Below are 12,318 nucleotides of genomic sequence, written 5' to 3' on the forward strand. Positions count from 1 at the left end.
CGCCATCTGATCACGCGAGATCTCCGTTTAATCACGGGAGATCGCCATTCGGGCACGTGAGTTCGGTGTTGGTGAGCGGGTGGCGAAGCGAGTCAGAGAGCTTCGAAGGCGGCGAAGTCCGCTTCGGTCTGATCCGCGTACCGCACCGCGTAGGCCCCGATAGCCTCATCGAGGTCTTCGTCGTCCTCGAAGTACCCCGCCAGCATCTGCGGATGCAGCGACCTCGCGTGCGCCCGAGCCAGCAACGCGCCCGCGAGTCTGCCGTAGTCGTCGAGGTGGTCCTTCTTCAGCTCCGCGGGATCGATGTCGCCCTTGAGGTTCCGGAACTGCCGCACGATATAGGGCAAGCCGTCGATGGTCGTCCAGCCGAGCAGGATGTCCGTCTCGGCCTGCACGAGCCGCGCGCCCTCGACGATCCGGCGGCCCTCGTGCTCCGGCGCCGCCAGGCCGAGGTACTGCGCCAGTGCCGAGGGATTGGCCTGCTTCACTTGCAGTACAAGGTCTTCGCCGCTGTTTCCATGCAGCAGCGCGACGTAGCTGCGCAGTCCGACACTGCCGGTGCCGACCACCCGGAAGGCCACATCGGACACCCGGTACCGCGAGATCAGCGTCCGCCGCGATTCGCGGATGGTGTCCACATAGGACACCAGTCCGGTGACGACGGCTTCCGCGGTCGCGTCGTCGACGTGCGTGAGCACCGGCGGGTCTTCGACGAACCGGTGCCGTTCGAGGCCGGTCTCGTGGTCGTCGATCCGCCGGGTCCACTTCGCGGTGACCTTGGCGCTGGTGTTCTTCCGTGCCTTCTCGGCGGCTTCCTCGAAGTCGTCGATCAGCTCGTGCGCCTTGACCGCGCTCAGCACCGACGCGTCCGGCAGCGCGTTCCACGACCGCAGGAACGGCAGCCCCGCCAGCCCCCGGATGGTGCGCCGGTAGGATTTCACCGCGTCTTCGGCGGCCTCACGGCAGCCTGATTCGCCGATGCCGCCCTCACGCCCGGCGAGCACGAGACTCGCGGCGAGCCGCTTGAGGTCCCACTCCCACGGCCCTGGCACGGACTCGTCGAAGTCGTTGATGTCCATCACGATCTGGCCCTCGGGTGTGCCGTACAGCCCGAAGTTCGCCGCGTGCGCGTCCCCGCAGAGCTGCGCTGTCAGCCCGGACGACGGCGAACCCGCCAGATCCGCGGCCATCAGTCCGGCCGCGCCGCGGTAGAAGGTGAACGGCGACGCGAGCATGCGCTCGCGCCGCAGCCCCACCAGGTCCGGCAGGCGGCCTTCGTTGGTCCGCGCGAAGCATTCCGCCACCCCGGGACGGCCGTCGCCCGCCGCCGCGTGATCGTGCGCGGCCGTCGGCGCCTCGTCCCGCAGCGCCTTACCCCTCGCGAACCAGTCCTCCGGCGACACCGTCTCGGTGCCGACCAGCGGCCGCTCCACCCACTCCCGCTCGTCTCCCATGGACAGCCAACGTACCGGCCGCCCGAAAGGTTCACCGGATCTTGACGACCTCCGTGATCGCGTCGATACCGCGGTCGAGTTCCTCGCGGGTGATCACCAGCGGCGGCGCGATCCGCAGCGTGTGGTCGTGCGTCTCCTTGCACAGGACGCCGCGTCCGGCCAGCGCGGTGGACGCCTCCCGGCCGGTCGGCCCGCCGGGCGCGATGTCGATGCCCGCCCAGAGCCCGCGGCCGCGGACCTCGGCCAGTCCGTTCCCGACCAGTTCACCGAGCCTGCCGTGCAGGTGGGCGCCCAGTTCTCGCGAACGCTCCTGGAACTCGCCGGTCTTCAGCAGCCCGACCACGGCCCGTCCGATCGCGCAGGCGACCGGGTTCCCGCCGAAGGTCGACCCGTGCTCGCCCGGCCGCAGCACGCCGAGCACGGCCTGGCCGCCGACCACCGCCGAGACCGGCATGATCCCGCCGCCGAGCGCCTTGCCCAGCGTGTAGAGGTCGGCGCGGACGCCTTCGTGGTCGAGCGCGAGGACGGTGCCGGTGCGGGCGAGGCCGGACTGGATCTCGTCGGCGATCAGCAGGACGTCGTGCTCGTCACACAGCCGCCGTGCCTCGGTGAAGTAGCCGGTGGGCGGCACGATCACGCCCGCCTCACCCTGGACCGGCTCCAGCAGGATCGCGGCGGTGCGTTCGGTGATGGCGTCACGCAGTGCTTCGGCGTCGCCGTACTTGACGGTGACGAAGCCCGGCGTGAACGGGCCGAAGCCGGCGCGTGCGGTCTCGTCGGTGGAGAAGGACACGATGGTCGTCGTGCGGCCGTGGAAGTTCGAGCCCGCGACGACGATCTCCGCGGTCCCGTCGGGGACGCCCTTGACCTGGTACGCCCACTTCCTGGCGATCTTCACCGCGGACTCGACGGCCTCCGCGCCGGAGTTCATCGGCAACGTCATCTCGGTACCGGTCAGCTCGGCGAGTTCCCGGCAGAACAGTCCGAGCTGGTCGTGGTGGAAGGCGCGCGAGGTCAGCGTGACCCGGCCGAACTGCTCGATCGCGGCGGCGATGAGCCCGGGGTGGCGGTGCCCGAAGTTCAGCGCGGAATAGCCGGAAAGGAAGTCGAGGTAGCTCTTGCCCTCGACGTCGGTGACCGAAGCGCCCTCGGCGGTGGCGATCACGACGGGCAGGGGGTGGTAGTTGTGCGTGCTCCACTGCTCGTCGAGCGCGATGAAGTCGGCGGTCGTCATGCGTTCAGGTTAGGCGCCTATCCGCCTGCCTTCATCCGGGAAACGTTGCTTTGACCCGTCGTTCGTTGCGTATAAACTCCTTCGGGCGGCGAAATCATGCATCGGCGTACTTGATCACCGCAGGCGCGTGACGCGGACCGCGGTTATCGTCGCCGGATGGCGAAAAAGGACCACGTCTCCGTCCGGGACGCGCTGAGGATCGGCAAGAAAACCGAGCGGCACGATCCGGGATCGTTCCCGGTCGGACCGCACAAGAAGGCCAAGGCTCTTGGGGACCTCACCGCATCCGGCGACAAGCTCGCGAAGCTGCAGGAAGCCCTCTATGCGGAAGGCGTCGGCGGCGGTGGCCGCAGTCTCCTCCTCGTCCTGCAGGGGATGGACACCTCCGGAAAGGGCGGCACGGTCGGGCACGTCCTCGGCCTGGTCAACCCGATGGGGGTGCGCTACTCGGGGTTCAAGAAGCCGACCGCGGCCGAGCGGCGCCACCACTACCTGTGGCGGATCCGCAAGCAGCTCCCCGTGCCGGGGCAGGTCGGGGTCTTCGACCGCTCCCACTACGAGGACATCCTGGTCCCACGCGTCCAGAAACTGGTGCCCGCCGCGGAATGGCGCGAGCGCTACGCCGAGATCAACGCTTTCGAACAGGAACTGGCCGACGCCGGCACCACCGTCGTGAAGGTGTTCCTCGACATCTCGCCGGAGGAACAGCTGCGGCGGCTCAAGGCGAGGCTGGAGACCCCGGCGAAGTGGTGGAAGTACAACCCCGCCGACCTCGACGCCCGCGCACAGTGGAACGACTACCAGAAGGCGTATGCCGACATCTTCGCCAAGACCTCCACGCCGACAGCGCCTTGGTACGCCGTCCCGGCCGACCACAAGTGGTACCGCAACTGGCTGGTCGCGCGGCTCCTGATCGAGACGATCGAGGAGATGGACCCGAAGTTCCCCCAGGCCGACTTCGACCCTGAGACGGAACTGAAGAAGCTGGAAGTACTTGGCGTATCCCCCTGATCGTCTGGCGGTGTTTTCTGAAAGAGTGCGGACGTGACCGACACCAGCCTCGAAGATCTCCCGTTCCTCCGCCGTCAGGCCCGTACCCAGCGCTTCACCCTCGGCGCGCCGAAAGAGTTCAAGGTCGCCCCGGACGGCTCCCGCATCCTGTTCCTGCGGTCCGAGTCCGGCACCGACCCTCGGCACAGCCTGTGGTCGTTCGACGTCGTGTCGGGCGAGGAGACGAAGCTGGTCGACGCGGCCGAGCTGCTGCCCGGTGAAGAGGACCTGCCGCCCGAGGAACGGGCCCGTCGCGAGCGCAGCCGGGAGACCGGCGGGGGTGTGGTCGGCTACGCGGTCGACGACGCCTTCACCGTCGCGGCGTTCTCGCTCTCGGGCAAGCTCCACACGCTCGACCTGACCACCGGAGCGGTGTCCGTCCTGGTCGACCGCTCGGTCGTCGACCCGCGGCCCAGCCCGGACGGCACCAGGGTCGCCTACGTCCGTGACCGGCGCCTGCGGGTGATCGACCGCGCCACCGGTGAAGACCGGGCGCTCGTCGAGGAAGACGGCGAAGACATCGCCTGGGGGCTCGCGGAGTTCATCGCGGCCGAGGAGATGGACCGTACCAGGGGCTATTGGTGGGCCCCGGACGGGAAAAGCCTGCTGGTCGAACGCTCCGACCGGGCGGGCGTGCCACGCTGGACGATCGCCGACCCGGCCAATCCGCAGTCACCCGCCAACGTCGTCGCGTACCCGGCGGCGGGAACGGCGAACGCCGACGTGACGCTGGCGTTCCTCGGGCTCGACGGCTCACGCGTCGACGTCGCGAAGGCCGGCTGGGAGTACCTGGCCGCGGTGCACTGGTCGGCGGCGGGGAAGCCGTTGCTGTCCGTGCAGTCGCGTGACCAGCGGAAACTGGAGATCCAGGCGGTCGACCCCGCGGACGGTTCGGTCGAGGTGCTGCACACCGAGACCGACGAGCACTGGGTCGAGATCGCCGCCGGCGTCCCGGCGTGGACCACCGACGGCCGTCTGGTGCGCGAGAGCGCCGCCGACGGCAACCACCGGCTGGTCGTCGACGGGGTCGCGGTCACCCCGCCGGGACTGCAGGTGCGCTCGATCCTGCACGTCGGCGCCGAGGTGCTGTTCAGCGCGTCGGAAGCCGATCCGACGCAGATCCACGTCTTCCGCACCGAAGGCGGCGAGGTCCGCCGTCTGTCCACTGAGGACGGTGTGCACGTCGGCTCCGGGAACGCTTCGCTGGCCGTGCTCTCTTCGTGGAGCCTGGACCGCAGCGGCCCGGTGGTGACCGTCGTCGACGGCGAGAAGACGGTGGCGCGTATCGGTTCCTACCCCGTGGATCCGGACGTCGTGCCGAACCTGACCTGGCTGACGCTGGGGGAGCGCGGCCTGCGCGCCGCGCTGGTGCTGCCGACGGGGTATGACGCGAGCGAAGGCAAGCTCCCGGTGCTGCTCGACCCGTACGGTGGCCCGCACGCCCAACGTGTCCTGCAGACCCGCAACGCCTTCCTGACCCCGCAGTGGCTGGCGGACCAGGGTTTCGCGGTGCTGGTCGCCGACGGGCGCGGGACACCCGGCCGCGGTCCCGCCTGGGAGAAGGAGATCGCGGGCAAGCTCGCCGACGTCACCCTCGCCGACCAGGTCGACGCCCTGCACGCGGCGGCCGCGCTCCATCCGGAACTGGACCTCGAGCGGGTCGCGATCCGAGGCTGGTCCTACGGCGGCTACCTGTCCGCGCTGGCCGTGTTGCGCCGTCCCGACGTCTTCCACGCCGGTGTCGCGGGCGCCCCCGTGACCGACTGGTCGTTGTACGACACGCACTACACCGAGCGTTACCTCGGGCTCCCGCAGGAGGAAACGGCGTCGTACGAGCACAACTCGCTGATCGCCGGCGCCGGTGACCTGTCGCGGGCGCTGCTGATCGTGCACGGCCTCGCCGACGACAACGTTTTCGTCGCCCACTCGTTGCGCCTGTCGTCGGCACTGCTGGCCAAGGGACGCGCCCACGTGTTCCTGCCGCTGGCCGGCGCGACGCATATGACGCCGCAAGCCGAAGAGGTCGCGGAGAACCTGATGCGCACGCAGGTGGACTGGATCGTGCGCGAGCTGTCCGGTGGCGCGGCGAAGAGCGAGGAGAACGCATGAAACGGTGGGGCATCACCATTCCGCTGACCGGGGTGCCGCTCGCGGCGCACCAGGAGATGGTCGAACAGCTGCCCGATCTCGGCTACACCGACGCGTGGTCGGCCGAGACGGCGGGCAACGACGCCTTCACCCCGCTGGTGCTGGCTTCGCAGTGGGCGCCGCAGCTGCGGCTGGGCACCGCGATCGTGCCGGTGTACACCCGTGGCCCCGGCCTGCTGGCGATGAGCGCGGCGACCGTCGCGGAACTGGCGCCCGGCCGGTTCGTGCTCGGCATCGGGGCGTCGTCGCCGGTGATCGTGAAGAACTGGAACGCCGCCGAGTTCGAGGCCCCGTTCGCGCGTTCCCGTGACACGCTGCGGTTCCTGCGGTCGGCGCTGGCGGGGGAGAAGGTCACCGAGGACTACGAGACCTTCTCCGTCAGCAAGTTCCGGCTGGAGCGGCCCACCGACCCGCCGCCGTCGATCATGCTCGCCGCGCTGCGGCCGGGCATGCTGCGGCTGGCCGCGAAGGAGGCCGACGGCGCCATCACCAACTGGCTCGCCGCCTCCGATGTGCCGAAGGTGCGCAAGGAGATCGGGCCGGACGCGGAGCTGGCCGCGCGGATCTTCGTCTGCCCGACCGAGGACAAGGCCGCCGCGCGTGGACTCGGCCGGATGCTCATCTCGTCCTATTTGACCGTGCCGGTGTACGCGGCGTTCCACGAGTGGCTCGGCCGCGGCGAAGCTTTGGCGCCGATGCACGAGGCGTGGGCGGCCGGCGACCGGCAGAAGGCCAACCAGGTCATCCCGGACGAGGTCGTCGACGACCTGATCGTCCACGGCAGCCTCGATTCCTGTCGCGAGCAGGTGCGGTCCTATGTGGACAACGGGCTGACGACGCCGATCATCGCGCTGCTGCCGACGGGTGAGGATCCGTTCGCGCACGTGCGGGGTCTCGCTCCGCGCTGACGCCCGCCGATGTTTATGAACGGGACTTTCAGTGCGAAATTTTGCACTGAAAGTCCCGTTCATAAACAGCTGATACATCCTGGGTGGGGGCCGAAGGGGACTTTCCCTGCATGGCATGCGGGGAAAGCGTCCTTCGCGTGGCGAGTCTCCCCATGCCTTGTCCGTCTGACGTACAGGAAGTCCCCCTTCCTTGCGCCTAGTGTCGCGTGATCCTGCTTGCTTGACGTTGGGTTTCGTTCCTCGGACGGCGATCTCGCGTGCTCAGACGGCGGTTACGCGTGATCAGACGGCGATCTCGCGTAATTGGACGGCGATCTCCGGAGATCGCCGTCTGATCACGGGTAAGACCTGCAGGATTCACGCGACACTAGCGCAGGAAGGGGCCTTACATACGCCGTCATCGTGGCTGGTGGGGTTACTGGGACCACAGGTGCTGTCCGTGGCGGATGAAGGGAACTTTGAGGGACCCTGGGTCCGTTATGGAGGCCTTCACGGCCCAGCGGGCACGCCCGGGGGCACGTCACGCGGTCCCGAACATCTCCTCGTACCGCGAAGTCATCATATGCGACCCCTTGATCTCCGACGTCGTCGCCGCGTCCAGGACGCCGACCTCCTCCGCGTAGGTCGCGCCCCCGGTGGGCCCGAGCGGCAGCGAAATCATCGGCCCGCCCGGCGTGTAGGTCCGCAGCTCGCCGCCTTCGACCAGTGCCCGGATGTTGGCCACGACGACCTCCGCGTGGTCACCGGCCGACTTCGCCAGTTTCGCCTCCGGCAGCGCGGTGATGTCACCGAGCGCGAAAATCCTTGACTGCCCCGGAAGCCGCAGGTCGGCGGTGACCTCCACCTGACCGTTCACCTGCCGTGCCGCGGTGAGATCGCCGTCGAGGTAAGCCGTGTGCGGCGCGCCGCCGAAGCACTGGAACCACAGGTCGGCGGTCACCTCGCCGCCGCCGGTCAGCGCGGCGGTGAACGTCTTCGCCTGCCCCGGTTCCGAGACCGGTGATTCGGTCAGCGAAGTGCCGAGCAGGAGTTCGACGCCCAGTTCGTCGAGCTGGCGGCGGACCTCCGCGCGGAACTCGTCCGGGAAGCCGGGCAGGATCCCCTCCGCCGGGTCGACGATCGTCACGGCCTTTTCCGGCCACACCGCCTTGATCTCGCCCGCCAGTTCGAGGCCCACCGGCCCCGCGCCGAGCAGCAGCACCCTCTCCGCGCCGACGAGTTCCTCCCGCGTCGCACGGATCTTCGCCTTCGCCGAAGCGCTGTCCTGGAAATCGATCTTCGCCGGGAACGGGTACGCCGAACCGGTCGCCAGCACGATGTAGTCCGGCGTGAGCCGTTCGCCCGACGCGAGCGTGACACCGCCCTGATCCACGCTCGCGGCGCGGTCGCGGATTACCCGTCCCCGGTCGAGAAGCCGGGCGTACGGGTAGAAGAGCCGATCCGTCCATTCGGGATCGACGAGCCCGCGCAACGCGGCGACGTGGTGGACGAAGTCCTCGCGCGGTTCGACGAGGACGACCTCGGTGAACGAGTCCAGTGCCTTGGCGACGGTGGTTCCGCCGTATCCCCCGCCGATGACGGCCACGGTCGTGGTCATGAGGTCTCCTTAGTTCATAATACGGAATGTTGGTACTGCGAACTACAGTAGTTCGTACTCCGAACGATCGTCAAGTAAGCTGGGTTCATGACCACGGCCGAAGACCTCGGATTCGCGACGGCGCTGGTGCGGCTCTCACATCTGGTGCAGCGGGCTTTCATCGACGTCGGCCGTTCCCACGACCTCACTCCGCAGCAGGCGCAGCTGCTCTGCGTGCTGGCGCAGGGGGAGACGGGTGTCGGGATGACCGAGCTCGGACGGCTGCTGAACCTGGAGAAGTCCAGCGTCACCGGCCTGGTGGACCGGGTGCAGCGGCGCGCGCTCGTCGAGCGGGTCGCGGATTCCTGCGATCGCCGGGCGCTGAAGATCACCCTGACCGAGGAGGGCCACCGGCTCGCGAACGCCGCTCACGAAGGCGTCGTCGAGAAGCTGGAGGAGATGGCGGTGGGTCTTCCGGTCGAACAGCGCGAGGCGATCGCGGCGGCCGCGTGGCGGATGGCGCCCGGAGACTGAAGTCAGTGCCAGACGGCGGCGAGCAGGAGCCCCGCTGCCGCGGCACCGATCCCGGCGACCATCGTGACGCCGACGTTCAGCGCGGCGCGGCGCCGCGTCTGCCCGGTGAACAGGAGCAGCGTTTCGTACCCGAAGGTCGAGAACGTCGTGAGCCCGCCGCAGAAGCCGACGGCCAGCAGGGAGCGAACCGTGTCCGGCTGGCCACCGTGCAGAGCCCAGCCGGTGAGGACGCCGAGGATCGCCGAGCCCACGACATTGACCGCCAGCGTGCCCCAAGGGAAGGCGGCACCTCGCCAGGCCCGCACCCGAAGGTCGGTCAGATAGCGCAGGATCGCGCCGAGGCCACCACCGAGCGAGACGAAAAGGACGGTCATTTCTTCACCGCGCGGGTGATTTCGTATCCGGTGCAGACCGCTACCAAGGCGGCGGCCACCGTGCCGAACGCGTACGCCAACCCGGTGAACGGGTGCCCCGTCGTCACAAGACTGAGTGAGTCCGTCGCGTAGGTCGAGAACGTGGTGTAACCGCCCAGGATCCCGACCCCGAGGAAGGGCCGCAGCAGCCGGTGCGGGTCGGCCGCCGCGGTCAGCAGTGCCATCAGGACACCGATCAGGAGGCAGCCGGAAACGTTGGTGGTGAAGGTGGAAAGCACGAACTGGCCCCGCGAATGGGGGAGCGCGACCGACAGACCGTAGCGGGCGAGGCTGCCCAACGCGCCACCCGCGCCGACGGCCGCGAGCACGTCCCATCGCGGACGCGGGACGGATGCCGGATCAGCCATGGACGGCAGCTTAGAACCGCTGTCCGAGTGAACACGCGCCGTGGTGTCGAAGATCGCTCGCCAGGCCATTTCTCCCTGCTGGGCGGTGAATTTTCTCGAAACGTGTCGTAGGCTTGGCGACGCTCCAGGCCGATTTTCGGTCCGTCCGTTCGTCCAGAAAAAGGTGGCAGGATGGCGCAGGAACAGTCAGGTACGCAGGCTCCCGACAGTGGTTTGCTGCTGGAGGTCGAGAAGATCCCGACCGCGGTCGATCGTGGGAAGGCCAACGGCGCGGCAGCCGACAACGACGGCAACGACGGCTGAGTGCCCGAAACGCCGACACTGGCTGACCTCGTGGCTCCGCTCGGGGTCAGCCAGTTCTTCCAAGACGTCCAGGGCAAGACCTATCGCCGGTTCGAAGGCCGCGCGGGCCGGTTCGCCGACCTGTTGCCCTGGCCGACGCTGAACGCGATCCTCCGGCAGCACCGCCTGGAGTTCCCGCGGCTGCGCCTGGCGCTCGATGGCACCCCGGTGCCGATGGAGAGCTACACCGATCTCGTCCCCACCCGCCGCAGTGGCACCGTCCCCCGCCTGCAGGCCGCTCCGTTCACCGAGCACCTCCGCGGCGGCGCGACGATGGTGCTCGACGCCATCCAGGAACTCAGCGACCCGATCGGCGATCTCGCCAGGAGTCTCGAACACGACCTCCGCGAGAGCGTCCAGGTCAACCTGTATGCCGGCTGGGGCGTGACTCACGGCTTCGACGTGCACTGGGACGACCACGACGCGTTCATCATCCAGGTCGCCGGCCGCAAGCGCTGGCGGATGCACGGCCCGACCAGGCCCGCTCCGCTGCACCGCGACGTCGAACAGCCCGAGCGGCCCGGTGAGCCGATCGACGACTTCGTCCTCGAAGACGGTGAAGTCCTCTACGTCCCGCGCGGGCACTGGCACGACGTCACCGCGGTGGGGGAGATGTCGCTGCACCTCACGTTCGGTTTCAGCCCGGCCACCGGGATCGACCTGGTGTCCTGGCTCGCCGACAAGCTGCGGGCGAGCACCGTGTTCCGTCAGGACCTCCCGAGGTTCGGCACGGCGGAGGAACGTGCGGACCGTGCCGCCGCCCTGCGCACGGAACTGGAAGCCACGCTGTCCACCGACGTCGTCGACAGGTTCCTCGCCGAGCGCGACTCGTCGGCCCCGGCGCATCCGCGGGTCGGGCTGCCCTGGGCTGCGACTGCCAGCCTGCTGCCGGACGGCGACGCGACCGAGGTCCGGTTCCTCGTCCCGAGAGCGGTGCTCGAAGAAGGCGACGGCCGGGTGACCCTGTTCGCGGCGGGTAAGCGGTTCGTCTTCGCGGCCGCCGCGGCCCCGGTGCTGGAGGCACTGCTCGACGGCACGCCCCAGGCGGTCAAGCGACTCGCCGAGCTGTCCGAACTCGATCAGGGGACCGTGCGGGCCTTCCTCGGCGAGCTCACCACACAGGGGCTTCTCTCGATCGGCTGAAAGTCACAAGGGGCGAGGAGTGTGGAGGAAGTCCGGACGGGGTAAGCTAAGGCATGCCTAAGGTGACGTCCGGAGGGAGCGGCCGATGACTGTTCAGCTCTCGGACACCCCAGTGCCGGCCAGCCCAGCGCCGCCCGCCGCTTTGCCGGGCTGCGCGACCGTCGCGCGCATGCTGGGCGCGAGCCCCGCCGGCACCGCGGCCGACATGCGCTGCTGGCTGCTCATCGAGCAGCCGGGCCCCTGGACCGCGGACGCGCTGGAAGACGTCCTCGACGAGGCCTTCCCCGCCGAACGCCGTGAGTTGCTCAAGAACCTGCGACGTTCACATGGGCTCCGCCCGCTGCTGATCCGCCGTCCCGGCAAGCATCAGCGCGACCCGGATCGCCCCCGCGCTGTGTACGTCGGCGGGGGCGAACCGGGTAACCGCTGGCTGGAGCGCCTGGAGATCCGCGATCTGAGCGAATTGGCCGAGCTGGACCTCGAGGCGGTCGCGGACGGCGTCGGCGGACTCGGCACCCGCGAGGACGGACCGCTGTTCCTGGTCTGCACGCACGGCACCAAGGACATGTGCTGCGCGGTGCTCGGCCGTCCGCTGGCTTCGGCGCTCAACGTCAACCACCCAGGCAGGTCCTGGGAGGTCAGCCACGTCGGCGGCGACCGCTGGGCGGGCAACCTCCTCGTGGTCCCCGATGGCTTCCTGCACGGCCAGCTCAACCCGGCGGAGGCCGCGCTGGTCGCCAAGGCCGCCCTGCGCGGGCGGGTCGAACCGGACCAGCTTCGCGGCCGTACGTCCGCGCGGACGGCGTGGGCGCAGTACGCGGAGATCGCGATCCGACGGCAGCTGAACCTGTCCGGTCTGGACGACGTGCTCGCCGTCCAGGAGGAGCCGCTGCTCGAATCCGACGCGCGGGTGGTCACGGTGCGCGGTGGTGAGGACTTCTACTCGGTGACGGTGCGCCGCCGGTCGGCGACGCCGCGCGCGGACAGCCGGTGCTCTGGTCTCATCCAGCCCGCCGGATACGTCACCGACGAAGTCACGAAGCTCTGACCCTGCCGCAAGTAGTCCTCTAGTTGCGGTACTTGCACGCGCAACTACCGCAACTAGAGGACTACTTGCGGCTAAGGTCACCCGTGTTCGAACACCTGTT

The 12,318-nt window shown here is 69.1% G+C and carries 12 protein-coding genes; 7 read left to right on the forward strand and 5 right to left on the reverse strand.

The genetic code is table 11. The features are described from left to right. Positions 1-92: 92 nt before the first annotated feature. Together ACM6LR_RS20405 and rocD are read right to left on the reverse strand one after the other, a co-directional pair. Positions 93-1,454: a DUF2252 domain-containing protein gene (locus ACM6LR_RS20405; protein WP_414944307.1), complete on the reverse strand. Its 1,362-nt coding sequence runs from the start codon at positions 1,452-1,454 to the stop codon at positions 93-95. Positions 1,455-1,485: 31 nt separating this feature from the next. Further along, positions 1,486-2,688 (reverse strand): ornithine--oxo-acid transaminase, encoded by a 1,203-nt coding sequence (rocD, locus tag ACM6LR_RS20410; protein ID WP_414944308.1) that lies wholly within the window; start codon positions 2,686-2,688, stop codon positions 1,486-1,488. 156 nt (positions 2,689-2,844) lie between these two features. Between rocD and ACM6LR_RS20415 the strand changes: the two genes are divergently transcribed. Genes ACM6LR_RS20415 through ACM6LR_RS20425 form a run of 3 tightly spaced genes read left to right on the forward strand, consistent with a single transcriptional unit; the run spans position 2,845 to position 6,794 of the window. After that, positions 2,845-3,699, forward strand: a complete 855-nt coding sequence (locus ACM6LR_RS20415; protein WP_414944309.1) for a PPK2 family polyphosphate kinase — start codon at positions 2,845-2,847, stop codon at positions 3,697-3,699. A 33-nt stretch (positions 3,700-3,732) separates the two neighbouring features. Continuing rightward, positions 3,733-5,847: a prolyl oligopeptidase family serine peptidase gene (locus tag ACM6LR_RS20420; RefSeq protein ID WP_414944310.1), complete on the forward strand. Its 2,115-nt coding sequence runs from the start codon at positions 3,733-3,735 to the stop codon at positions 5,845-5,847. Next, positions 5,844-6,794 carry an LLM class F420-dependent oxidoreductase gene (locus tag ACM6LR_RS20425; protein ID WP_414944311.1) on the forward strand — a complete coding sequence of 317 codons (951 nt, stop codon included), beginning with the start codon at positions 5,844-5,846 and terminating at the stop codon, positions 6,792-6,794. Before ACM6LR_RS20420 ends, ACM6LR_RS20425 begins: the two co-directional genes overlap by 4 nt. Positions 6,795-7,314: 520 nt before the next feature. Here ACM6LR_RS20425 and ACM6LR_RS20430 read toward each other — a convergent pair. After that, positions 7,315-8,391 carry an NAD(P)/FAD-dependent oxidoreductase gene (locus tag ACM6LR_RS20430; protein ID WP_414944312.1) on the reverse strand — a complete coding sequence of 359 codons (1,077 nt, stop codon included), beginning with the start codon at positions 8,389-8,391 and terminating at the stop codon, positions 7,315-7,317. 87 nt (positions 8,392-8,478) lie between these two features. Between ACM6LR_RS20430 and ACM6LR_RS20435 the strand changes: the two genes are divergently transcribed. Further along, positions 8,479-8,904, forward strand: coding sequence for a MarR family winged helix-turn-helix transcriptional regulator (locus ACM6LR_RS20435; RefSeq protein WP_414937604.1), 426 nt, complete (start codon positions 8,479-8,481; stop codon positions 8,902-8,904). Between the two features lie 2 nt (positions 8,905-8,906). Here ACM6LR_RS20435 and crcB read toward each other — a convergent pair whose 3' ends face one another. Next, positions 8,907-9,278, reverse strand: coding sequence for a fluoride efflux transporter CrcB (gene crcB, locus ACM6LR_RS20440; protein WP_414944313.1), 372 nt, complete (start codon positions 9,276-9,278; stop codon positions 8,907-8,909). Continuing rightward, a complete protein-coding gene (locus tag ACM6LR_RS20445; RefSeq protein ID WP_414937606.1) occupies positions 9,275-9,685 on the reverse strand; it encodes a fluoride efflux transporter FluC in 411 nt (136 codons plus the stop codon). Before ACM6LR_RS20445 ends, crcB begins: the two co-directional genes overlap by 4 nt. A 171-nt stretch (positions 9,686-9,856) precedes the next feature. Here ACM6LR_RS20445 and ACM6LR_RS20450 point away from each other — a divergent pair, with 171 nt between their 5' ends. From ACM6LR_RS20450 to ACM6LR_RS20460, 3 genes are all read left to right on the forward strand, one after another. Next, positions 9,857-9,988, forward strand: a complete 132-nt coding sequence (locus ACM6LR_RS20450) for a hypothetical protein (RefSeq protein ID WP_005157133.1) — start codon at positions 9,857-9,859, stop codon at positions 9,986-9,988. After that, positions 9,989-11,170 (forward strand): cupin domain-containing protein, encoded by a 1,182-nt coding sequence (locus ACM6LR_RS20455; protein ID WP_414937607.1) that lies wholly within the window; start codon positions 9,989-9,991, stop codon positions 11,168-11,170. It abuts the gene before it with no gap. An 85-nt stretch (positions 11,171-11,255) separates the two neighbouring features. Continuing rightward, positions 11,256-12,218, forward strand: a complete 963-nt coding sequence (locus ACM6LR_RS20460) for a sucrase ferredoxin (protein ID WP_414937608.1) — start codon at positions 11,256-11,258, stop codon at positions 12,216-12,218. Positions 12,219-12,318: the final 100 nt, after the last annotated feature.

The organism is Amycolatopsis sp. cmx-11-32 (assembly GCF_047608695.1).
Lineage (GTDB): Bacteria > Actinomycetota > Actinomycetes > Mycobacteriales > Pseudonocardiaceae > Amycolatopsis.

Excerpts from the sequence above, each read along its gene's own strand:
- ACM6LR_RS20425 (WP_414944311.1), top strand. The coding sequence starts at position 5,844 with ATGAAACGGTGGGGCATCACCATTCCGCTGACCGGGGTGCCGCTCGCG.
- ACM6LR_RS20435 (WP_414937604.1), top strand. The coding sequence starts at position 8,479 with ATGACCACGGCCGAAGACCTCGGATTCGCGACGGCGCTGGTGCGGCTC.
- rocD (WP_414944308.1), bottom strand. The coding sequence starts at position 2,688 with ATGACGACCGCCGACTTCATCGCGCTCGACGAGCAGTGGAGCACGCAC.
- ACM6LR_RS20415 (WP_414944309.1), top strand. The coding sequence starts at position 2,845 with ATGGCGAAAAAGGACCACGTCTCCGTCCGGGACGCGCTGAGGATCGGC.
- ACM6LR_RS20405 (WP_414944307.1), bottom strand. The coding sequence starts at position 1,454 with ATGGGAGACGAGCGGGAGTGGGTGGAGCGGCCGCTGGTCGGCACCGAG.
- ACM6LR_RS20430 (WP_414944312.1), bottom strand. The coding sequence starts at position 8,391 with ATGACCACGACCGTGGCCGTCATCGGCGGGGGATACGGCGGAACCACC.
- ACM6LR_RS20460 (WP_414937608.1), top strand. The coding sequence starts at position 11,256 with ATGACTGTTCAGCTCTCGGACACCCCAGTGCCGGCCAGCCCAGCGCCG.
- ACM6LR_RS20445 (WP_414937606.1), bottom strand. The coding sequence starts at position 9,685 with ATGGCTGATCCGGCATCCGTCCCGCGTCCGCGATGGGACGTGCTCGCG.
- ACM6LR_RS20450 (WP_005157133.1), top strand. The coding sequence starts at position 9,857 with ATGGCGCAGGAACAGTCAGGTACGCAGGCTCCCGACAGTGGTTTGCTG.
- crcB (WP_414944313.1), bottom strand. The coding sequence starts at position 9,278 with ATGACCGTCCTTTTCGTCTCGCTCGGTGGTGGCCTCGGCGCGATCCTG.